Raw genomic sequence first — 21136 nt, 5'->3', positions numbered from 1 at the left:
CAGAGCGCCGAGAGGTTCCGCCGCCATGCGCATTGCCGTGCCAGCCGAAACGCAAGGGGCGGAAACCCGCGTCGCCGTGACGCCGGAGACCGTCCGCAAATTCATCGGACTCGGGGCCGAGATCGTCGTCGAGAAAGGCGCGGGCCTCGCCTCCGGCATCAACGACGCCGACTATGAGGCGGCCGGCGCCAGCATCGCCAAGAACGCCAAGGACGCGCTCAAGGGCGCGATTATCGTGCTCAAGGTGCGTCGCCCGGCGGAAGCCGAGATTGCCCAGTTGCCCGCCGGCGCCCTCGTCATCGCGACGATGGACCCCTATGGCAACGAGGCGGCGCTCGAGGCGCTGTCGAAGGCCAATGTCGCCGCCTTCGCCATGGAGTTCATGCCGCGCATCACCCGCGCGCAGGTGATGGACGTGCTGTCTTCCCAGGCCAACCTCGCCGGCTACCGCGCCGTAATCGACGGCGCCGCCGAATATGGCCGCGCCTTGCCGATGATGATGACGGCCGCGGGCACGGTGCCGGCGGCGAAGATCTTCATCATGGGCGTCGGCGTCGCCGGCCTGCAGGCGATCGCGACCGCGCGCCGCCTCGGCGCGATCGTCACCGCCACCGACGTCCGCCCCGCCACCAAGGAACAGGTCGAATCGCTCGGCGCCAAGTTCCTCGCGGTCGAGGACGAGGAGTTCAAGCAGGCGCAGACGGCCGGCGGCTACGCCAAGGAGATGTCCAAGGAGTATCAGGCGAAGCAGGCGGAGCTGACCGCCAGCCACATCGCCAAGCAGGACATCGTCATCACCACCGCGCTGATTCCCGGTCGCCCTGCCCCGAAGCTGATCTCCGCTGCGATGGTCGAGAGCATGAGGCCCGGCTCCGTCATCGTCGATCTCGCGGTCGAGCGCGGCGGCAACTGCGAACTCGCCAGGCCCGGCGAGGTCGTCACCACCCCGAACGGGGTGAAGATCGTCGGCCATCTCAACGTTCCCGGCCGCCTCGCCGCGACCTCGTCCTCGCTCTACGCCAAGAACCTCTTCGCCTTCGTCGAGACGCTGATCGACAAGGCCGAGAAGAAGCTCGCGGTGAACTGGGACGACGAACTGGTCAAGGCGACCGCCCTGACCAAGGACGGCGCCGTGATTCATCCGAATTTCGCGGCCAAGCCGACGCCTGAGCCCGAACCCAAGCCTGAGCCTGCCGCCGAGGGGAGCGTCAACAATGGCTAATCCGACACCCGAACAGGCCCTCGAACAGGCGCGCAACGCCGCAGCATTGGCCAAGCAAGCGGCCGAACTCGCCGAGCGTTATGCCGAGCAGGCGGCCCACGCCGCCGGCGCCGCGGTCGGCGTCGATCCGACCGTCTTCCGCCTCGCCATCTTCGTGCTCGCCGTCTTCGTCGGCTATTACGTCGTCTGGTCGGTGACGCCGGCCCTGCACACCCCGCTGATGTCGGTCACCAACGCGATCTCCTCGGTCATCGTCGTCGGCGCGCTGCTCGCCGTCGGCGTCGACGCGGCACCCGCACTGGGCGACGGGCCGGTCTGGGCCAAGATCTTCGGCTTCCTCGCCCTGATCCTCGCCTCGGTGAACATCTTCGGCGGCTTCCTCGTCACCGAGCGGATGCTCGCCATGTACAAGAAGAAGGGCTGAGCGCCGATGGCCGCGAATCTCTCCGCCCTTCTCTACGTCGTCTCTGGCGTCCTGTTCATCATGGCCCTGCGGGGCCTGTCGCATCCGACCACCTCGCGCCAGGGCAATCTCTACGGCATGGTCGGCATGGGCATCGCCATCGCCACCACCATCATCTTCTTCCCGCCGGCCGGCTTCTCGGGCTGGCTCCTGGTCGTGGCCGGCATCGGCATCGGCGGCGGCATCGGCGCTTATATGGCCAAGCGCGTGCAGATGACGCAGATGCCGCAGCTCGTCGCCTTCTTCCACTCGCTGGTCGGCCTGGCCGCAGTGCTGGTGGCGGCGGCCGCGCTCTATGCGCCGAGCGCCTTCGGCATCGGCAATGTCGGCCAGATCAAGGGTGCGAGCCTGTTCGAGATGGGCCTCGGCGTCGCGATCGGCGCGATCACCTTCACCGGCTCGATCATCGCCTTCCTCAAGCTCGACGGACGCATGAGCGGCAAGCCGATCATGCTGCCGCAGCGCCATGGCATCAATATCGGCCTCGGCATCGCGCTCGTCGTGCTGCTGCTGGTCTTCCTGAAGACCGAAAGCCATCTGGTCTTCTGGCTGATCGTGCTGGTCTCCTTCGCGCTCGGCGTGCTGCTGATCATTCCGATCGGCGGCGCCGACATGCCGGTCGTGGTCTCGATGCTCAACTCCTATTCGGGTTGGGCCGCGGCCGGCATCGGCTTCACGCTCGGCAACATGGCGCTGATCATCACCGGCGCGCTGGTCGGCTCGTCCGGCGCGATCCTGTCCTACATCATGTGCAAGGCGATGAACCGGAGCTTCATCTCCGTCATCCTCGGCGGCTTCGGCGGCGACGATGCCACGGCCGGCGCCGGTGGCGCGGTCGAGGCGAGGCCCGTGAAGCAGGGCTCGTCGGACGATGCCGCCTACATCATGAAGAACGCCGGCAAGGTCATCATCGTGCCGGGTTACGGCATGGCGGTGGCGCAGGCCCAGCACACCCTGCGCGAGATGGCCGACCTGCTGAAGAAGGAAGGCGTGGAGGTCAAGTACGCGATCCACCCGGTCGCAGGCCGCATGCCCGGCCACATGAACGTGCTGCTCGCCGAGGCCAATGTGCCCTATGACGAGGTCTTCGAGCTCGAGGACATCAACTCGGAGTTCGGCCAGGCCGACGTCGCCTTCGTCATCGGCGCCAACGACGTGACGAACCCGGCCGCCAAGACCGACAAGTCCTCGCCGATCTACGGCATGCCGATCCTCGACGTCGAGAAGGCCAAGACCGTGCTCTTCATCAAGCGCGGCATGGCGGCGGGCTATGCCGGCGTCGAGAACGAGCTGTTCTTCCGCCCCAACACCATGATGCTCTTCGGCGACGCCAAGAAGGTCACCGACGAGATCGTCAAGGCGATGGCGCACTGAGCCTGTTCATTCTGTCATCACATCGCTGCAAAGGGCCGGCTTGATCGCCGGCCCTTTTCGTTTCGAACGGCGCGCTGTGATGATCCTGCAAGTGCTGAGATTCGGCCTCACCGCCGCGGCCTGCGCCTATCTCGCCGTGCTCGCGATGCTCTATCTGCGGCAGCGCGATTTGGTCTTCCCGCGCAACCCCGCCCGCGTAGACATCGCGCAGGCGGGGCTGCCCGGCGCGGAGGAGGTCACGCTGACCACGGCCGATGGCGAGCGCCTGGTCGCCTGGGTCGTGCCGCCGCGCTCGGGCAAGCCGGTGCTGCTCTACTTCCATGGCAATGCCGGCAATCTCGGCGGAGCGGGCCGTCTCGGCCGTTTCAAGGCCCTGACCGAGGACGGCACCGGCCTCTTCGCAGTCAGCTATCGCGGCTATGGCGGCTCGACCGGCACGCCGACCGAAGAGGGCTTGCATCTCGACGCCCGCGCGGCCTATGGCGCAGCAGCGGAGCGCTTCGGCGCCTCCCAACTGATCGGCTATGGCGAATCGCTCGGCACCGGCGTCGTGCTGAAGCTCGCGGCCGAAGCGCCGCTGGCAGCCGTCATTCTGGAGGCGCCCTATCTCTCGACCGCCTCGGTGGCGCAGGGCATCTACCCCTATGTGCCGATTCGCCTGCTGATGCTGGATCAGTTCGAGTCGCAGGCAGTGATCGGCCGCGTGCGCGCACCGCTGCTGGTGCTGCATGGGGCGCGCGACGGCGTCATCCCCTTCGCTCAGGGCGAAGCGCTCTACGGCCTCGCCAATGCCCCTAAGCGCTTCCTGCGCTTTCCGCAGGGCCGCCATGAGGATCTGCCGGCCCATGGCTCGCTGCCGGAGGTCAGGCGCTTCCTCACCGAGGTCGCCGGCGGCACACTCAAGGGCGCCGAAGCCCGCACCGTCGAGTAGCTGCCTCAGCTGCGGAACAGCCCGCCGCCGCCGCCCAGCCGGCCCTGCCCGGCGCGGGCGACCGCATTGTTGCCGTCGAGGCCCAGCGCGCGCTGATAGCTCTGCGCGGCTTCCGAGCGCTGGCCGAGCTTCTCCTGCGCGAAGCCGCGACCGGCCCAGGCATCGGCATTGCGGTTGTCGACGTTCAACGCTGCCGTGAAGTCCTCGAGCGCCGCATCATATTTGCCGACTGCATTCAGGCTCTGGCCGCGCGCGATATAGGGCGGTGCGTTGTAAGGATTGCGGTCGATCACCGAATCGAAATCCGAGATCGCGTACTGGTGCTGGCCTTCCTTCTGGTAGACCAGCCCGCGCGCATGGAAGGCCTCGGCCGATTCCGGATTGAGCCGGATCGCGGTGTTGAGATCCGCCAGCGCCTGCTGGCTGTTGCCCTGGGCGCGCAGCAGATTGGCGCGGGCGATATAAGCCGGGGCATAGTTCGGCGAGGCCGTGGTGGCGCGGTTGAAATCCGCCAGCGCCGCATCGTTGCGGCCGGTCTGGCGCAGCGCGAGCCCGCGATTCGTGTAGGCCGAGCCGAGATTGGGATCGAGCTGCACCGCCTTGGTGAAATCGGCGATCGCGTCCGAATAGCGGCCGACGCGAGCATAGGCCGCGCCGCGCGTATTGTAGGCGCCGGGATCGTTGGGATTGCGGCTGACCACTTCCGAGAGCGAGCCGATATTGACGCTGGCCTCGGCCGCCGAGGCCGTGTCGAGCTCCGCGACAGACTGCCCCGACATGCTCGAAACGGTGTCGCAGCCCGCAAGCGCGAGCGCCATGCCCGCCGCCGCCAGCCAGTTCCTGCCACGCATCATGTGCTTTGTCCCATCGGTCTGGTTCCGTGCTTCATCTGCAGCGCCGCCCGAAACCGGACCGACGCCGCATCATCGCGCTCCCCCAACCGACAGCGCCCCGATGTAGAGAACGCCCGCTTTGTGCCAAAGGTTTGGTTAACGCCGCGGAAAAAGCAACTGCGCCCGGAGCAGGCTCCAGGCGCAGTCGGGCCTTGCGATGTCACGAAGCAGCGCGAACGCTGCCGCAGCGACCAAAAATCAGGGGCGCTTCGGCTTCACCGGCGCCGGCAGCAGGCCTTCGCGCTGGAGCTTCTTGCGCTGCAGCTTGCGTGCGCGGCGCACCGCCTCGGCCTTCTCGCGTGCCTTCTTCTCGGAGGGCTTCTCGTAATGGCCGCGGAGCTTCATCTCGCGGAAAACGCCCTCGCGCTGCAGCTTCTTCTTGAGAGCGCGGAGAGCCTGATCGACATTGTTGTCGCGAACGAGAACCTGCACGTGATTGTCCGTCTTTAGCGGGTTGGCCTAAAAGGTCGGGTCGGCGACACTGCGACGCAGATCGCCCGGAGGATCGTGCGGATAACAGAATTCAACCTGCCTGTCCACGCTGTAACGCCCGAAAAGGCGCTGAAAATAAAGCCTCGATGTCGGGCGTCCGCCGGGGGTCAGCGGCCCTCCGGCCAAACCCGCGTGACATGGCCCATCTTGCGGCCGGCCCGCGCCTCGCGCTTGCCGTAGAGATGCAGATGTGCGCCGGGTTCGGCCAGCAGATCGCGCCAGCGCAGCGCGGCGTCGCCGATCAGGTTCTCCATCTCGACGCGGCCGCGCCGCTCAGCCGAGCCGAGCGGAAAGCCACAGACGGCGCGGACATGCTGGTGAAACTGCGAGGTCTGCGCCCCCTCGCTGGTCCAGTGGCCGGAATTATGCACGCGCGGTGCGATCTCGTTGACGACGACGCGCTCGGCAGCTCCCTCGCCGACGACAAACATCTCGACCGCGAAGACGCCGATATAACCGAGCGCCGCCCCGATCTTGCGCGCGGCCTCGATCGCCGCGGCTTCCGTCCCGGCCGAAACCTGCGCCGGGATGCGGGTGAAGGCGAGGATATGGTCGCGATGCTCGTTCTCGCAGAGGTCGAAGGCGGCAAAGGAGCCATCGGCCCCGCGCGCCGCGACCACCGAGACCTCGCGCACGAAGGTGACGAAGCCTTCGAGCACTGCCGGCGAGCGGCCGATCGCCTGATAAGCCTCCGCGAGGTCCGTGCCCGGCAGGATCTTGACCTGCCCCTTGCCGTCATAGCCAAAACGCCGCGTCTTCAGCACGCTCGGCCGGCCGAGCGCTGTCACCGCGATCTCGAGATCGGCCAGCGAGTCGACGGCACGGAACGGCGCCACGGCCAGGTCGAGATTGGCGACGAACTTCTTCTCGCTCAGCCGGTCCTGCGTCACCGCCAAGGCGCGCGCGCCGGGATGCAGCGGCTTGCGCGCCGCGAGGAAGGCCGCCGTCGCGGCCGGTACGTTCTCGAACTCGTAGGTCACGACATCGACGGCCGCGGCAAAGCTGGCGAGCGCCTCCTCGTCCTCATAGGCCGCGACGGTGCGGGCCGCCGCGACGTCGAAGGCCGGGTTCTCCAGCTCCGGAGCGAAGATGTGGCTGGCGATGCCGAGATCGGCCGCGGCGAGCGCGATCATGCGGGCGAGCTGGCCACCGCCGAGGATGCCGAGGACGGCCCCGGGCGCGAGACCCTCGAAAGCCGGCCTGCTCACGCTTCGTCCTTCACGGGGCGATCGGTGATGGCTGCGCTCTGGCGGGCGCGATAGGCATCGAGGCGCTCCGCCAAGGCCTCGTCCGAAAGCGCCAGAACGGCCGCCGCCAGCAGGGCCGCATTGACGGCGCCGGCCCGGCCGATGGCGAGCGTGCCGACCGGGATGCCGGCCGGCATCTGCACGATCGAGAGCAGGCTGTCCTGGCCGGAGAGCGCCTTGGATTCGACGGGAACGCCGAAGACCGGCAGCGGCGTCAGGGACGCGGTCATGCCCGGCAGATGGGCTGCGCCGCCGGCGCCGGCGATCACCACCTTGAAACCCTCGGCCTTGGCGCCGGTCGCGAAATCGACCATGCGCTGCGGCGTGCGATGGGCGGAGACGATGCGGTCGTCATGGCCGATGCCGAGCGCATCAAGCGTCTCGGCGGCATGGCGCATGGTCGCCCAATCGGACTGGCTGCCCATGATGATGGCGACGGGCGAAGACGTGGTAGCCATGGCAGGGAGCGCTTCCGGAACGCTGGGGAGGAAGCGCGCGATCTAGACCGCCCGATGCCGCACAGGCAAGCGCCGAATCGGATTCCCAAGCCGGAATCGGCCGGAAAATGGCTCAGCCGCTCGCCACCAGCCCTGCACGCGCCATCGCCGAGGCCTGATCCGTTGCGATCGTCTCGACCTTGAACCCCTCGATCTCCGCCTCGAACAGGCGGTGGAAGTTCAGCTCCGCGTCGAGATGCAGGAAGACGCCGCCGAGCCCGATCGCGGCCCGGTCCATGAAGACGAATTCGCGCGGCACCGTCACCGGCCCCTTCTGCTTGAGCGCCTGATGCACCCGGAAGGCCTCGCGCCGGCCGTATTCGGACGGGCTCACCCCTTCCGCGATGCGCCGCCTGCGATCCTCCAGCAGCGGCCCGTAGATGAAGCGGGCCCAGATGTTCAGGGTGTCGACGAGGTCCTTGGTCAGCCCCTTGAAGCCCCAGGTCTCGTAGGCATGGACGACGCGGGCTGAGTCTCCTTCCAGCAGGCCACGATAGAGATCGACCACCCCGCCCACGAAGGAAGGCGGAAAGATACGGATGCAGCCATAGTCGAGCAGGTTGATGCCGGCCGGCGCGTCGCCCTCTGAAAAGACGGTGTAGTTCCCGAGATGCGGGTCGCCATGGATGACGCCGTGATGGCTGAAGGGCCGCCACCAGGCCTTGAACATCGCCGTCGAGATCCGGTCGCGCGCCTGCTGGTCGTCCTGCTTGTGGGTCAGGATGCCGTCGCCCTCGAGCCAGCGCATGGTCAGCAGCCGCCGCGTCGAGAGCGAGGCCTCCAGCGCCGGCACGCGCACTTCGGGGGTCTGGGCCAGCATCTCGCGATAGAGCGCGATATGCTTGCCCTCGCGCTGGTAGTCGAGTTCCTCGCGGACCCGCGCGCCGATCTCCTTGGCGATCTCGGTGGTGTCGATGACCGGCTCCATGCGCCGGTGCAGCGCGAACAGGATGTCGAGCTGGGCGATGTCCGCCTCGACCGCCGATTCCATGTCAGGATATTGCAGCTTGCAGGCGAGCGCCGCGCCATCCGTGGTCGTCGCGCGATGCACTTGGCCCAACGAGGCCGCCGCCGCAGGCTTCAGGTCGAACTCGCCGAAGCGCTCGCGCCAATTGGCCCCGAGTTCCGCCATCATCCGGCGCTTGACGAAGGCCGCGCCCATCGGCGGCGCCTGCGACTGCAGCTTCTGCAGCTCGGCGGCATATTCCGGCGGCACGACATCGGGGATGGTGGCGACGAGCTGCGCCACCTTCATGATCGGACCCTTCAGCCCGCCCAGCGCCTTGGCCAAGGCCTCGGCATTGGAGGCGTTGCGTCCGTCGAGCCCGAACAGCCGCGTGCCGGCAATCCGCGCCGCGACCCCGCCGACATTGGCCCCGACGCGGGCATAGCGCGCCGCGCGGGCGGAAAAGCGGTTGGCTTCGGTATCGCGTTCGGACATGGGCGGGGCACTTTCGAAGGCTTGGCGCTTTCGGAACGGGTCGCACCACATGTAGGATGCGCCGCGCGAGACACCAATGCGGCGCGCCGTCCCTATGACGCCGTGCGACGCGGCGCCGCCGCCCCTCACATCCTGTAGATGCGCCTCGCATTGTCGTGGAAGAGCTTGTCGCGATCGGCTTCCGGAAACATCGCCGTCGCCTCGAGGAAGCCGGAGAAGATCGTGTCGAAATCGCCGACGAGGCCGTCCACCGGGAAATTGCTGGCGAACATCGCCCGGTCGGTGCCGAAGATCGCGATGGCGTCGCGAATGACCGGACCGTTGTTCGCCACCGTCCAGGGCTGGCCGGGCAGGCCGATGCCGGAGATCTTGATCGCGACATTCGGCTGCGCCGCGGCCTTGCCCAGCGCCCGCCGCCAGGCGGCGAGCGCCTCGGGCGCACGATCGGCCGGCAGGCCGGTGTGGTTGACGATCAGCGGCGTCGCCGGAAAATCCCGGGCGAGGTCAGCGGCGGCGTCGAGATGCCACCAGGGCGTCTGCAGGTCGTAGGATAGGCCATGCCGCTGCAGCAGCGCGTAGCCCTCGCGCCAGCGCGGATCATCCATCGAGCCCGGCGCGCCGCGCTTCGCCTCGCCGGGCGTCGCCGCAGCAGTGGGCTTGTGCCTGACGCCTCGGACGATCGGCACGGAGGAATGGGAGGAGAGCAGCGCCGCCGCCCCCGGCACCGCGAGGTCGCACCAGGCGACGACGACGGAGGGCAGCCCTTCCGCCTGCGAGACCGCCGCGACCCAGCGGCTTTCCTCGGCCGCCTTGTCCCGCGCCCATTCCGCCTCGACATAGACAGAAGCTACGACCGGCCAGCCGGCCGTGTCCGCGCGGTAGTCGGCCGGCATGTAGTCGCGGCAGATCGCCGAGTAGTCGCCATAGCGGAAGGGCACGCGCTCATGCTTCAGCCAGGGCTGGTCGTTGGCAAGGTCCCAGACATGGTGATGCGCGTCGATCACCGCCCGCGGGCGCTGCGGCAACTCGCTCATGACCGCACCTCGCCGCGCTTCGCGGCGTCGTGCTCGTAGAGCCTGACCACGGCCGCCGAATCCGACATCTCATGGCCGAGCGCGACAAAGTCGCCGTACCGCTTCACGCCCTGCTCGATGACCTTGAGGTCGAGGCCTAGCCCCTGCGCGAAGGCAGAGACCGCTTTCAGATCTTTCAGCAATTGCCTCGCATAGGACGACGGCGGCTCGAAGGCTCGCTGCTGCATCTGCGGATATAGGCGCTGCAACAGGCTCGAATCCGCATGTCCGCCGGCCAGGCACTGCGGCAGGCGTGCCGCATCGATGCCGGCCGCCTCGGCCAGGATCAGCGCTTCCGCCATCACGACATAGCCGGTGCCGACGATCGCCTGGTTGATGATCTTCGTCGTCTGCCCGGCGCCGACCGGCCCCATCAGAGTGAGGTTGCCGGACATCTGTTCGAGGATCGGCCTCGCCTTGTCGAAATCCTCCGGCGAACCGCCGGCCATCACGGTCATCCCGCCGCTGCGGGCAAGCTGCGGCCCGCCCGAGACGGGCGCATCGATCCAGCCGGCGCCGGTAAGCGCCTTCAGCTTCGCGGCAACGGCGCGCGTGCCCTCCGGATCGGCCGTCGAGAAATCGATCACCAGCGCCGGTCCCGCACCGGCCGCCGCCACGCCGTCCTCGGCGAGGATGCAGCGCTCGACCGCAGCCATATGCAGCACGCAGAGCATGACGATGTCGCTCGCGGCCGCGACGGCAGCAGGTGTCTCGGCCACTGCCGCGCCATGCGGAACCACCGTCGCCAGCCGCTCAGGCTCCAAATTCCAGACCGTGACGGGATAGCCGAGATCGAGCAGCCGGCGCACCATCGCCTCGCCCATGATCCCGATGCCGATGAAGCCGATGCGGGGGCGGCTGGCGGTCGCGTTCATGCGCCCGCTCCTGCCTCGAGCGCCAGCAGACCGAGCTCGACCAGCTCGCGTCGCAGCTCCTCGCCATGCTCGTCGAGCAAGGGCGGCGGCATGCGCATCTGCTGCGGCGTGGCGCTGAGCTTGACCGGGAAGCCGAGCGCCTTGAACGTGCCCTCGGCCGGGTGAGGCACCATCTGCACCATCTCGCGCGCCACCGCCTGCTCGCTGACCACGGCCTGCGCATAGTCGAGGATCGGCGCCGCCGGCACGCCGGCCGCCAGCAGCCCGTCGATCCATTCCTGCCTTGTCCGGCTCGCGAAGCTCGGCGCCATCGCCGCGATCAGGGCGAGGCGGTTGGTGAGGCGAGCGGCGTTGGTCGAGAAGCGCTCGTCCAGTTGCAACTCCTCGCGGCCGAGCACCTTGATGAGCTTGAGCCACAGGCCCTGATTGGCCGCGCCGATCACGAACCAGCCATCCGAGGCCTCGACCGCCTGATAGGGCGCCGACATCCGGTTGGCCGAGCCGATCGGCTCCGGCGTCTTGCCCGTGCCCCAGAGTTCGGTCGTCTCCCAGACCGAGAGCGCCAGTGCCGCCTCGAACAGCGAAGCATCGACGAACTGCCCCTCGCCGGAATTCTGCCGGCCGATCACCGCGCTCAGCACCGCATAGGCGGTGAAGAGCCCGGCGCCGAGATCGGCGACGGGGATCGAATTCTTCGCCGGCTCCTGGCCGGGAAGCCCGTTCGAGCTGAGCACGCCCGAGACCGCCTGCGCGATCAGGTCGAAGCCCGGCCGCTGCGACCAGGGGCCGGTCTGGCCGAAGCCGGAAATGCTGGCATAGATCAATCGCGGATTGAGTGTCCTCAGCCTCGGATAATCCATCCCGAGCCGGGCCGCGACGCCGGGACGGGCATTCTCGATCAGGACGTCGGCCGTTTTCACCAGCGCGTAGAGCACCTCGCGATCGGCATCCTGCTTGAGGTCGAGCGCGATGCTACGCTTGTTGCGGTTCAGCGCCAGGAAGCCTGGGCTGTCGACCCCCTTGAGCCGGAACCCCATCGACTGCCGGGTCGAATCGCCTGTGCCGGGCGGCTCGATCTTGATGACGTCGGCGCCCATATCCGCCAGCAGCATGCAGCAGAACGGCCCGGCCATGACCTGTGAGATGTCGAGCACCCTGATGCCTTCGAGCGGCAGCGCCATGGTTCGTATCCTCCCTGATCGGGCTGGTTGCAGGAGCTGATCGCCCTGCCCGGCCTCTCTGATGTCGGTCGCGATCGTGTTCACGCGCCGGAGCGATCATCCCGTGCCGGGTCGCCGGGCGCCATGCCGTTGGGCGCGGGAGGCGCATGCGCGAGAGCCATGTCGGCGAGTGTCGGGTCCGCCAGAGCCATCTCGAGCACGCGCACGACATGCAGCGCCTCGCGCTGCGCTCCGTCATGGATCTGGTGGCGGCAGCTCGTACCATCGGCAACGATCAGATCGCCGGCCCCGGCCTTGCGCACCGCCGGCAGCAGGGAGAGCTCCGCCATCGCCATCGACACGTCGATCGTCTGCGCGCCATAGCCGAAGGCGCCCGACATGCCGCAGCAGCTCGATTCGATTGGCCTGACCTCGAGGCCCGGCACCGCGCGCAGCACCGCCTCGACGGCCCCCATCGCGGCAAAGGCTTTCTGGTGGCAATGGCCGTGGAGATGCGCGACGCGCGCGCCCTGATCCTTGAATGGGAGAGTGGTCGCGCCCGTCTTCAGATCCGCCGCCAGCAGTTCCTCGAGCAGGAAGGCGGCGCCGGCCACCGGCTCGACCTCCGCCTTGGGCAGCATCGCGGCGAACTCGTCGCGGAAGGTCAGCAGGCAGGACGGCTCCAGCCCAACGATGCGGGCCCCTTTGGCGACGAAAGGGGCGAGTGCGTCGAGCGTGCGCCGCGCCTCGGCGCGGGCTTCGTCGACGAGCCCCGCCGAGAGGAAGGTGCGCCCGCAGCAGAGCGGCCGGCCGCCATCCGCAGCCTCGGCCCGGTGCAGCCGGTAGCCACCCGCCGCCAGCACACGCTCGGCGGCCTCCAGATTCTCGCGCTCGAAATAGCGGTTGAAGCTGTCGCCGAAGAGCACGACGTCGCGCCCGTCGCCCTTCACATCGGCAACCCTCGCCGGCGCGTTCGCCTGCCGCCACGGCCTGCGCCAGACCGGCAGCGAGCGCCGCGCGCTGAAGCCGAGAAGCCGTTCGCTCAGCCGCGCCAGCAGCGGGATGCGGTCGCGCAAATTCATCAGCGGGGCGAGCCTCGCGGCCCACGGCGCATAGCGCGGCAGGAAGGCGATCAGCCGCTCCTTCAGCGGCAGGCCGTGCTTTGCATGGTAATGGCTCAGGAACTCGATCTTCATCCGGGCCATATCGACGCCGGTCGGGCAGTCGCGCTTGCAGCCCTTGCAGGAGACGCAGAGGTCGAGCGTCTCCTTCATCTCCGGCGAGGTGAAGGCGTCCGGGCCGAGCTGGCCGGAGATCGCGAGCCGCAAGGAGTTCGCCCGCCCGCGCGTCACATGCGTCTCGTCCTGCGTCGCGCGCCAGGATGGGCACATCGTCCCGCCGGACATCTTCCGGCAGGTGCCGTTGTTGTTGCACATCTCGACCGCGCCGCCGAACCCGCCCCAGTCGGACCAGTCGAGCGCCGTCTCTGCGGGGACAGGCGTCGCATAGCCCGGCGCGAAGCGCAGCAAGCTGCGGTCATCCATGCGCAGCGGTCGCACGATCTTGCCGGGATTCAGCCGGTTGCCCGGATCGAAACCGTCCTTCACCGCCTCGAAGGCGCGCGTCAGCGGCCCCCCGAACATCGGCTCGACGAATTCCGAGCGCGAGATGCCGTCGCCATGCTCGCCCGAGAACGAGCCCTTGAAGCGACGCACCAGCTCGCAGGCCTCTTCGGCGATGCCGCGCATCGCCCTGACGCCAGCCTCGTCCTTCATGTTCAGGATCGGCCGGACATGCAGGCAGCCGACCGAGGCATGGGCATACCAGGTGCCGCGCGTGCCATGCCGCTCGAACAGCGCGGTGACCGCGTCGGTATAATCCGCGAGATGTTCGAGCGGGACCGCGCAATCCTCGATGAAGGAGACCGGCTTCCCGTCCCCCTTCATCGACATCATGATGTTGAGGCAGGCCTCACGCACCTCCCAGACCGGCTTCTGTCGTGCGGGTTCGACCACTTCGACGACGGAATCGGCAAAGCCATGATCGGCCATGCACTGGTCGAGCCGCTTGAGATCGCGCTTCAGCGCATCGAGGTCGTCGCCGGCGAACTCGACCAGCAGCAGGCAGTTCGGCTGGCCCCTGGTGATGTCGGCGAGCGTGCGCACGAAGAGCGGGATGTCGGCGCCCAGCACCAGCACATTGTTGTCGACGAGCTCGACCGCGACCGGCCCGAGCCCCACGATATGCCGCGTCGTCTCCATCGCGGCACGGAAGCTCGGGAAATGGCAGACGCCCATGACGCGATGTTGCGGCAGGGGCGAGAGCTTCAGCGTCGCCTCGGTGGTGATCGCCAGCGTACCTTCCGACCCGACCAGCAGATGCGAGAGATTGGGACGGGCAGGCAGGAGCTCGTCGAGATTGTAGCCGCCGACGCGCCGCTGCACCTTGGGGAAGATCGCCTCGATCTCGGCGCGGTGCCCGTCCGCCAGCGCCAACATCCGCGTCATCAGGTCTCGCGCGCGGGCCGAGGCATTGTCGCCGACCGGCCCCTCGCCGAGCGCAAACGCCTCGCCGTCATGGAACATCGCCTTCATGGCGATGACGTTGTCGACCATCTTGCCATAAGCCAGCGAGCGCGCGCCCGACGAATTGTTGCCGGCCATGCCGCCGAGCGTGCAGCGGCTTGCCGTCGAGGGCTCGACCGGGAAGAACAGCCCGTCCTTCTTCACATGCGCGTTCAGCGCCTCCAGCACGAGGCCCGGTGCCACCGAAACGGTGCGCGCCGCCGGGTCATAGGCGCGGATGCCATTGAAGTGCCGACTCATGTCGAGGATCAGCGCATCGCCGATCGGCTGACCGTTCTGCGAAGTGCCGCCGCCGCGCGCGATGACCGGCACGCCGTGCTCGGCGGCGATCGTCAAAGCCGCGGCGATATCGGCTTCCGACTTCGGAAAGGCGACGCCCTGCGGGATGATCTGGTAGATCGAGGCATCCGTCGCATAGCGCCCGCGCGTGAAGGCGTCGAAACGGACCTCGCCCTCCAGGGCCTGAGCCAGACGGCGTTCGAGCCCGAGATTGCGGGCATGGGATTTTGTGAGCGCGGCCTGGTTCATCGTATCACAGTTCCGATCCACATCCGCACCGTCATCCCGGACGCAGCGAAGCGGAGATCCGGGATCCATCGGAGGGAGCTGCGCTCTACGATGGATCCCGGGGCAAGCCCGGGATGACGCTGTGGTTCATATGCCAGGACCATCGACGCTATTCCGCCGCCGCGGGCTTCTCCGCCCGGTCACGCCGCGCCCCCGCGCCGATCAGATCGGACACCGGCCCCCAGAGCAGCAGCAGCATGGCGAGCACGACGAGGGTGCCGACGAGCCCGTTCGCCCAGAACACGTTGAGCGAGCCGGCCGAGCCGAGCAGCGCCTGCCGGAACGCATCCTCCGCCCGGTCCCCCAGCACCAGCGCCAGCACCAGCGGCGCCAGCGGGTAATCCAGCTTCTTGAAGACATAGCCGACGACGCCGAACAGCAGCATCAGCCAGATATCGAAGATCGAATTCGAGATCGTGTAGGCGCCGATCGCGCAGACGATCAGGATCACCGGCGCGACATACGAAAACGGCACCCGCATGATCGCGGCGAAGAGCGGCACGGTCGCGAGCACGATGACGAGCCCCGCGACATTGCCGAGATACATCGAGGCGATCAGCCCCCAGACGAACTCCTTCTGCTCGACGAAGAGCAGCGGCCCCGGCTGCAGCCCCCAGACCAGAAGCCCGCCGAGCAGCACGGCCGCCGTCGCGGAACCCGGAATGCCGAGCGCCAGCATCGGCAGGAGCGCAGCGGTGCCCGCCGCATGCGCCGCCGTCTCGGGCGCCAGCACGCCCTCGATCTCGCCCTTGCCGAAGTTCCTGCCGCGCTTCGAGAAGCGCTTGGCGAGGCCATAGCCCATGAAGGAGGCGGCGATGGCCCCGCCCGGCGTCACCCCCATCCACATCCCGACCACAGCCGAGCGCAGCAGCGTCGCCCAGTAGCGCGGCAGCCCGGCCCAGGTCCGCAGCACGACCTTGAGATCGATCCGCGCCTGCTTGCCCTTGAAGACCAGCCCTTCCTCGACCGTCAGGAGGATTTCGCTGACGCCGAACAGGCCGATCACCACGATGAGGAAATCGAAGCCGCGCATCAATTCGAGCGAGCCGAAGGTCATGCGCAGATCGCCCGAGATCGAATCGAGCCCGACGGCCGCCAGCAGGAAGCCGATGCACAGCGAAGCCAGGATCTTGGAGCGGTTGTCGCGCCCCATGCCGATGAAGGAGCAGAAGGTCAAAAGGAAGACGGCGAAGAACTCCGCCGGCCCAAACCGCAGCGCAAAGGAGGCGACCAGCGGCGCGACGAAGGTGATCAGGATGACCCCGGAGATCGCACCGATGAAGGAGGCCGTGAAGGCCGCCGTCAGCGCTTCCGCCGCCCTGCCTTGCACCGCCATCGGGTAACCGTCGAAGGTCGTGGCGACCGACCAGGCCTCGCCGGGGATGTTGAACAGGATCGAGGTGATCGCGCCGCCGAACAGCGCGCCCCAATAGATCGAGGAGAGCAGGATGATCGCCGAGGTCGGGTCCATGCCGAAGGTCAGCGGCAGCAGGATCGCGACGCCGTTCGGCCCGCCGAGCCCCGGCAGCACGCCCACGACGATGCCGAGCACCACGCCGATCGCCATGAAGCCGATGTTCTGCCAGGACAAGGCGACCTGGAAGCCCGCCATCAGCGAGGAGAAATCATCCATCGGGAGACCTCAGTAGCCGAGCGCGATTTCGAGAGGGCCTTTGGGCAGCGGCACGCGGAACTGGATTTCGAAGACCCAGAAGCAGGCCAGCGGCACGAGCACGGCCGTCAGCGCGATCGCATACCAGCGCGAGGTCGCGACGATGCCCATGAACACAACGATGAAGATCGCCGAGGCGACATAGAGTCCGAGCGGCTGGATCAGCGTCACGAACAGGACGAGCGGGCCGAGCACCCGCACGACCTGCCGGAGCTGCTCATAGGTAACGAAGACGCCCTCCGCGGGTGACCGGAAGGACTGTACCAGGATGAACAGCGAGGCCGCCAGGAAGAGCCAGCCGACGCGGGCGGGGAAGAAGCCGTTCTGCGGACCATTGTCCCAGCCGGCGCCGCGCCCGTAGGAATCATAGAGCACCACCAGCGCGAGCCCGATCAGGATCGCCGCGACGATGCGCTCGACGGGGCGACGGGAGAGGCCTGGCGGGGCAGGCACGTCAGTCAGGTCGGACATTCTTCATCTCCCGCGCTGTCATTTCGGACAAGCCGCGAAGCGGCGCCGATCCGGAATCCATCGTCGGGTTCAGCGCCCTCCAATGGATTCCGGGTCTCCGCTTCGCTGCGCCCGGAATGACGGCACGAGAAGCGGCAGGGCCGATGGCGCAACCGCTCACTTGGCCATGAAGCCCGCGTCGCTCATCAGCTTGGCATGCTTGGCCTCGTCCTCCTTGAGAAAGGCGAGGAAGGCCTCGCCGTCCCGGTAATCAGGCACGAGCGCACTGCGGGCGAGGTAGTCCTTCCACTCCGGCGTCTCGGCAACCTTCTTGAACAGCTCGACATAGAAGGCCTGCTGTTCCTTGGTGACCTTGCCGGGCATGAACATGCCGCGCAGCATCTGGTAGGTGACGTTCAGCCCCTGCGATGGGCAGGTCGGGATGTCGGCCCAGGATTTCCCGTCCGCGACCTTCTCGGTGTAGCCCATCAGCTTGTCCGAGAAGACGCATAGCGGCCGGGTCGCGCCGCCGCGCCAGTTCGCGACGTCCTCGGCCGGGTTGTTGGTCGAGGCCTCGATGTGTCCGCCCGAAAGCTGGGTCGAGGCCTGGCCGCCGCTGGTGTGCGGAATATAGGCGAACTTCGTGTCGCCTGCCTTCTCCATGGCGAAGACGATCAGATTGTCCTCGCGCTTCGACGAGGTGCCGCCGATCTTCATCGGTGGTGAAGCCGTCTTCGCCGCCGCCATCAGGTCGCCGGCGTTCTGGTACGGCGCCTTGGCGTTGACCCAGAGGACGAAGCTATCCTGCGCCATCATCGCGATCGGCGTGTAGTCGGTCCAGTTCAGCGGCAGCTTGGTGGCCATCGGCGTCATGTAGAGGCCGCTCGAGGTGGTGATCAGCTTATGGGGGTCGCCCGCCGATTTCTGGATCTCGAGCATGCCCTCGGCGCCGCCGGCGGCGGGCTTGTTGACGACGATGATCGGCTGCGCGGTCAGCTTGTGCTTCTGGATGGCGCCCTGGATCGTGCGGGCCATCTGGTCGGAGGCTCCACCGGCCGAGAACGGCACGATGATCTCGATCGCCTTGGTCGGCTCCCAGGCGAAGACCGGCGTCGCGCCGGCCAGCAGGAATGCGGATGCAGCAAGCCAATGCTTCGTCATGCAGGTCACCTCCCTTGGATCGCGCTCTAACGGCGTCGTGGGGAGAGCCTAGAAGCAAATAATTTTGCATTCAATCTGAAAATGAGAACGCGTCGAAATGACGACCTTTGGCAGACCATAGCGCGTGAGACTAGCGCGCGACTCCCGCCTGCGCGGCCTTGCGCTTGTTGCGCAGGTGAATGAACAGGATGTCGCTGAGTTCGCTGCCGGCCCGGCGGCGCAGCGCGTCCAGGATTGCCTCATGCTCGCGCATCGCCTCGCCCCAGCGGTCGCGATCGGTTGCGAGATTGGCCGAATAGCGCACGCGGCGAATGCGCCCGGCGAAGCTCGCATAGGTCGCCTTCAGCGCGGCGTTGCCGGCTGCCTCGACGATCATGCGATGGATTTCCTGATTGCACTGGAAATAGCCGTGCATGTCGCGGCGCAGATAGAAACGGTACATCTCGTGATGTACCCGTTCGATCTCGGCGACCTCCTCGTCGCTGATGCGCTCGCAGGCCAAACGGCCCGCCAGCGCCTCGAGCCCGCCCATTACGTCGAACAATTCGCGCAGATCCTCGGCGCTGAGGACACGCACCCGCGCGCCACGATTGGGCAGCAGGTCGATCAGCCCCTCGGCAGCCAGCACCTTGAGCGCCTCACGCAGGGGCGTGCGCGAAATCCCGAAGCGGTCGCAGAGCAGCCGCTCGGGAACGCGCGCGCCATCCTCGAGATTGCCCTCGACGATGTAGTCGCGCAGCGCAGCCAGCAATTCGTCGTGCAGGGAGGCAGGCGCGCGCGCAGCCTCGCCCGGCAGGGAGGCAACCGCTCCCGCGTCGTCGTCGCCCTGCCTGTCCAGAACCGTGCTCGCCATGAATCATCGCTAGTTCAGCAAGATAGCCCTGTCGAGCGCCATCGTCACAATTATGCGCTCGATCGCTCGATTGCCAAAGCCAAAAATGAATGCAATTTTGCGACAACCATGAAGGTGCGGCACGGACTGCGCCAGGATGCCGAGGGAGGATCAGCATGAGCGCGCAACAGGGCCGGCATTTCCTGCATATCCCGGGCCCGAGCCCGATTCCCGATCGCATCCTGCGCGCCATCGCGATGCCGATCATCGACCATCGCAGCGCCGAGTTCGCCGCCCTCGGCAAACATGTGCTGAACGGCTGCAAGGCCGTCTTCAAGACGCAACAGCCGGTGGTGATCTACCCGGCATCCGGGACGGGCGCCTGGGAAGCCGCCATCGTCAACACACTTTCGCCCGGCGACACCGTGCTGATGGCCGAGACCGGCCATTTCGCCACGCTTTGGAAGCAGATCGCCACCCGCTTCGGCATCAATGTCGAGTTCATCCCCGGCGACTGGCGCCGCGGCGCCGACCCGGCCGCGATCGAGGCCAGGCTGACCGACGACAAGGCCCGCGCGATCAAGGCCGTCATGGTCGTCCATAACGAGACCTCGACCGGCTCGACCAGCCGCATCGCCGAGATCCGCAAGGCAATCGATGCCGCTGGCCACCCGGCCCTGTTCATGGTCGACACCATCTCCTCGCTCGCCTCGGTCGATTACCGCCACGACGAATGGCAGGTCGACGTCACCGTCTCCGGCTCGCAGAAGGGGCTGATGCTCCCGCCGGGCCTGAGCTTCAATGCGATCTCGCAGAAGGCCATGGCCGCCTCGAAGGCCAACAGCCTGCCACGCTCCTATTGGGACTGGCAGGAGATGGTGAAGATCAACGCCGGCGGCTTCTTCCCCTACACGCCGGCGACGAACCTGCTCTACGGGCTCAAGGAAGCGCTCGCCATGCTGCAGGAGGAGGGACTCGATAACGTCTTCGCCCGCCACCAGCGCCTGGCCGCCGCCTGCCGCGCCGCCGTCGAAGCCTGGGGGCTGGAAGTGCTCTGCCAGAACCCGGCCGAGCATTCGCCGGTGCTGACGGCGGTGCTGATGCCGCCGAGCCATGACGCCGATCGCTACCGCAGGATCACGCTGGAAAAATACAACATCTCGCTCGGTTCCGGCCTCGGCAAGGTCGCCGGCAAGGTCTTCCGCATCGGCCATCTCGGCGAATGCAACGAGCTTGCGCTGCTGGGCGCGCTCTCGGGCGTCGAGATGGGGTTGGCAGCGGCGGGCGTCCCCCATCGCAGCGGCGGCGTCCAGGCCGCGATGGCAGCCTTCGAGGGCCGCAGCGAGGCCAATCTGCCGAGGACTGCCGTCGCCTGAGCGAAGTCCCAGGTGCCGTCAGGGCCGGCCGAGCCGCTCCAGCGCCCAGCGCAGCGGTTCATCCGAAACGCGGATGAAGCCGAGATGGGGATGGTCCATGTCGATGATCAGCACCAGCGCCGCGCTGACCGACAAGGCGCAGACGAGCAACGTCGCGACGACCGTGCCATTGCCCGGCGCGAGCAGGCCGAACGAGGCGAAGAGCAGCGTGAACCACATGATCAGCACGGCCAGGAAGGGGGTCGGGAATCCCCCGACCTCGCTTTCCGTCCGAATCCATCGCGCCTCGGCGAGATCGCCACTGAGCTGAATCGCGCGCTGCTGCAGCAAACGCTGCGCTTCGGTTTGCGGCACCAGATTCCTCAGCCGGTCCTGCGCCGCCTCGATATCGAGCCCGTCATTCAGCGAGAGGTCGCCGCCGGCCAACTCCTGCTCGGCCTTCAGCCGCGCCTGCATGATCGACTTGAGCTTGCCACGCAGTTCAGCGGTCTGCGGGCCGTACTGCGCCAGCACGCGGTCGAGCAGGACGACTCGCGCCGACGATGTCCGCCGGTCGGCGCTGGCTTCGTCGAAGGTGCGCTTGGCCGAGGCGATCAGGAGGCCGAGCGCGAGCGCGGAGAGCGTGCCGATGATCGCCGTCGCGAGCTTGATCGCATCGCGCGATTCCTGGCCGAGATGGTGATCGGGCAGGCGCGAGCGCAGATGCATGCCAAGAAGCGCTCCGCCGAACACGCAAAGGAAGGCGATGGCGCCGACACCGATGGGGCTCATGGCGAAAACCTGATCGTTGCAAGCCGAATGAGGCGAAGCCGGAGATGCCGGCAA

19 protein-coding genes are annotated in these 21136 nt (G+C 67.5%); 5 read left to right on the top strand and 14 right to left on the bottom strand.

All coding sequences use genetic code 11. The features are described from left to right. The first annotated feature begins 25 nt into the window (after nt 1-25). The 4 genes from AC1RMY_RS02890 to AC1RMY_RS02875 all read left to right on the top strand — a co-directional run bounded on the left by AC1RMY_RS02890 (nt 26) and on the right by AC1RMY_RS02875 (nt 3990). Nucleotides 26-1222, top strand: coding sequence for a Re/Si-specific NAD(P)(+) transhydrogenase subunit alpha (locus AC1RMY_RS02890; protein WP_492862432.1), 1197 nt, complete (start codon nt 26-28; stop codon nt 1220-1222). Continuing rightward, entirely contained in the window at nt 1215-1646 is a 432-nt protein-coding gene (locus tag AC1RMY_RS02885) for an NAD(P) transhydrogenase subunit alpha part 2 (RefSeq protein WP_492862431.1), read from the top strand. Before AC1RMY_RS02890 ends, AC1RMY_RS02885 begins: the two co-directional genes overlap by 8 nt. A 6-nt stretch (nt 1647-1652) precedes the next feature. After that, nucleotides 1653-3059 (top strand): NAD(P)(+) transhydrogenase (Re/Si-specific) subunit beta, encoded by a 1407-nt coding sequence (locus AC1RMY_RS02880; RefSeq protein ID WP_492862430.1) that lies wholly within the window; start codon nt 1653-1655, stop codon nt 3057-3059. Nucleotides 3060-3150: 91 nt separating this feature from the next. After that, the gene (locus AC1RMY_RS02875; RefSeq protein ID WP_492862429.1) at nt 3151-3990 is read left to right on the top strand and encodes an alpha/beta hydrolase; all 840 of its coding nucleotides are present in this window, start codon (nt 3151-3153) and stop codon (nt 3988-3990) included. 5 nt (nt 3991-3995) lie between these two features. Here AC1RMY_RS02875 and AC1RMY_RS02870 read toward each other — a convergent pair whose 3' ends face one another. From AC1RMY_RS02870 to AC1RMY_RS02810, 13 genes are all read right to left on the bottom strand, one after another. Beyond that, nucleotides 3996-4844 carry a tetratricopeptide repeat protein gene (locus tag AC1RMY_RS02870; RefSeq protein WP_492862428.1) on the bottom strand — a complete coding sequence of 283 codons (849 nt, stop codon included), beginning with the start codon at nt 4842-4844 and terminating at the stop codon, nt 3996-3998. 237 nt (nt 4845-5081) lie between these two features. Next, nucleotides 5082-5315 (bottom strand): 30S ribosomal protein S21, encoded by a 234-nt coding sequence (rpsU, locus tag AC1RMY_RS02865; RefSeq protein ID WP_054140900.1) that lies wholly within the window; start codon nt 5313-5315, stop codon nt 5082-5084. A gap of 167 nt (nt 5316-5482) precedes the next feature. Further along, a complete protein-coding gene (locus AC1RMY_RS02860) occupies nt 5483-6583 on the bottom strand; it encodes a 5-(carboxyamino)imidazole ribonucleotide synthase (protein WP_492862427.1) in 1101 nt (366 codons plus the stop codon). Next, a complete protein-coding gene (gene purE / locus AC1RMY_RS02855; RefSeq protein ID WP_492862426.1) occupies nt 6580-7080 on the bottom strand; it encodes a 5-(carboxyamino)imidazole ribonucleotide mutase in 501 nt (166 codons plus the stop codon). The genes AC1RMY_RS02860 and purE overlap by 4 nt, the downstream gene beginning before the upstream one ends. Before the next feature lie 112 nt (nt 7081-7192). After that, nucleotides 7193-8560: an ABC1 kinase family protein gene (locus tag AC1RMY_RS02850; RefSeq protein WP_492862425.1), complete on the bottom strand. Its 1368-nt coding sequence runs from the start codon at nt 8558-8560 to the stop codon at nt 7193-7195. A gap of 125 nt (nt 8561-8685) precedes the next feature. Next, entirely contained in the window at nt 8686-9594 is a 909-nt protein-coding gene (locus AC1RMY_RS02845) for an amidohydrolase family protein (protein ID WP_492862424.1), read from the bottom strand. Beyond that, a complete protein-coding gene (locus AC1RMY_RS02840) occupies nt 9591-10508 on the bottom strand; it encodes an NAD(P)-dependent oxidoreductase (protein WP_492862423.1) in 918 nt (305 codons plus the stop codon). The genes AC1RMY_RS02845 and AC1RMY_RS02840 overlap by 4 nt, the downstream gene beginning before the upstream one ends. Beyond that, nucleotides 10505-11689, bottom strand: a complete 1185-nt coding sequence (locus tag AC1RMY_RS02835) for a CaiB/BaiF CoA transferase family protein (protein ID WP_492862422.1) — start codon at nt 11687-11689, stop codon at nt 10505-10507. Before AC1RMY_RS02835 ends, AC1RMY_RS02840 begins: the two co-directional genes overlap by 4 nt. A gap of 80 nt (nt 11690-11769) precedes the next feature. Next, nucleotides 11770-14781, bottom strand: a complete 3012-nt coding sequence (locus tag AC1RMY_RS02830; protein WP_492862421.1) for an FAD-binding and (Fe-S)-binding domain-containing protein — start codon at nt 14779-14781, stop codon at nt 11770-11772. Between the two features lie 148 nt (nt 14782-14929). After that, a complete protein-coding gene (locus tag AC1RMY_RS02825; protein ID WP_492862420.1) occupies nt 14930-16453 on the bottom strand; it encodes a tripartite tricarboxylate transporter permease in 1524 nt (507 codons plus the stop codon). A 9-nt stretch (nt 16454-16462) separates the two neighbouring features. After that, nucleotides 16463-16963 carry a tripartite tricarboxylate transporter TctB family protein gene (locus tag AC1RMY_RS02820; protein ID WP_492862419.1) on the bottom strand — a complete coding sequence of 167 codons (501 nt, stop codon included), beginning with the start codon at nt 16961-16963 and terminating at the stop codon, nt 16463-16465. Between the two features lie 156 nt (nt 16964-17119). Beyond that, a complete protein-coding gene (locus AC1RMY_RS02815; protein ID WP_492862418.1) occupies nt 17120-18103 on the bottom strand; it encodes a Bug family tripartite tricarboxylate transporter substrate binding protein in 984 nt (327 codons plus the stop codon). A gap of 130 nt (nt 18104-18233) precedes the next feature. After that, a complete protein-coding gene (locus tag AC1RMY_RS02810) occupies nt 18234-18956 on the bottom strand; it encodes a GntR family transcriptional regulator (protein WP_492862417.1) in 723 nt (240 codons plus the stop codon). A gap of 155 nt (nt 18957-19111) precedes the next feature. Here AC1RMY_RS02810 and AC1RMY_RS02805 point away from each other — a divergent pair, with 155 nt between their 5' ends. After that, nucleotides 19112-20311 (top strand): pyridoxal-phosphate-dependent aminotransferase family protein, encoded by a 1200-nt coding sequence (locus tag AC1RMY_RS02805; protein WP_492862416.1) that lies wholly within the window; start codon nt 19112-19114, stop codon nt 20309-20311. A gap of 18 nt (nt 20312-20329) precedes the next feature. On the opposite strand, the gene AC1RMY_RS02800 is transcribed toward AC1RMY_RS02805, so the two are convergent. Continuing rightward, on the bottom strand, nt 20330-21082 hold the full coding sequence (locus tag AC1RMY_RS02800; protein ID WP_492862415.1) for a bestrophin-like domain: 753 nt from the start codon (nt 21080-21082) through the stop codon (nt 20330-20332). Nucleotides 21083-21136 lie beyond the last annotated feature (54 nt).

Source organism: Allobosea sp. GW822-FHT03F07, assembly GCF_058801345.1.
Note: the sequence above shows the minus strand (reverse complement) of the source record. Positions and strands in the feature narration are given on the sequence as shown.

Bases quoted from the DNA above. Each gene is read 5' to 3' on its own strand.
- AC1RMY_RS02890 (WP_492862432.1), top strand. From the start codon at position 26: ATGCGCATTGCCGTGCCAGCCGAAACGCAAGGGGCGGAAACCCGCGTC.
- AC1RMY_RS02885 (WP_492862431.1), top strand. From the start codon at position 1,215: ATGGCTAATCCGACACCCGAACAGGCCCTCGAACAGGCGCGCAACGCC.
- AC1RMY_RS02880 (WP_492862430.1), top strand. From the start codon at position 1,653: ATGGCCGCGAATCTCTCCGCCCTTCTCTACGTCGTCTCTGGCGTCCTG.
- AC1RMY_RS02870 (WP_492862428.1), bottom strand. From the start codon at position 4,844: ATGATGCGTGGCAGGAACTGGCTGGCGGCGGCGGGCATGGCGCTCGCG.
- purE (WP_492862426.1), bottom strand. From the start codon at position 7,080: ATGGCTACCACGTCTTCGCCCGTCGCCATCATCATGGGCAGCCAGTCC.
- AC1RMY_RS02850 (WP_492862425.1), bottom strand. From the start codon at position 8,560: ATGTCCGAACGCGATACCGAAGCCAACCGCTTTTCCGCCCGCGCGGCG.
- AC1RMY_RS02845 (WP_492862424.1), bottom strand. From the start codon at position 9,594: ATGAGCGAGTTGCCGCAGCGCCCGCGGGCGGTGATCGACGCGCATCAC.
- AC1RMY_RS02840 (WP_492862423.1), bottom strand. From the start codon at position 10,508: ATGAACGCGACCGCCAGCCGCCCCCGCATCGGCTTCATCGGCATCGGG.
- AC1RMY_RS02835 (WP_492862422.1), bottom strand. From the start codon at position 11,689: ATGGCGCTGCCGCTCGAAGGCATCAGGGTGCTCGACATCTCACAGGTC.
- AC1RMY_RS02830 (WP_492862421.1), bottom strand. From the start codon at position 14,781: ATGAACCAGGCCGCGCTCACAAAATCCCATGCCCGCAATCTCGGGCTC.
- AC1RMY_RS02825 (WP_492862420.1), bottom strand. From the start codon at position 16,453: ATGGATGATTTCTCCTCGCTGATGGCGGGCTTCCAGGTCGCCTTGTCC.
- AC1RMY_RS02820 (WP_492862419.1), bottom strand. From the start codon at position 16,963: ATGTCCGACCTGACTGACGTGCCTGCCCCGCCAGGCCTCTCCCGTCGC.
- AC1RMY_RS02815 (WP_492862418.1), bottom strand. From the start codon at position 18,103: ATGACGAAGCATTGGCTTGCTGCATCCGCATTCCTGCTGGCCGGCGCG.
- AC1RMY_RS02810 (WP_492862417.1), bottom strand. From the start codon at position 18,956: ATGGCGAGCACGGTTCTGGACAGGCAGGGCGACGACGACGCGGGAGCG.
- AC1RMY_RS02805 (WP_492862416.1), top strand. From the start codon at position 19,112: ATGAGCGCGCAACAGGGCCGGCATTTCCTGCATATCCCGGGCCCGAGC.
- AC1RMY_RS02800 (WP_492862415.1), bottom strand. From the start codon at position 21,082: ATGAGCCCCATCGGTGTCGGCGCCATCGCCTTCCTTTGCGTGTTCGGC.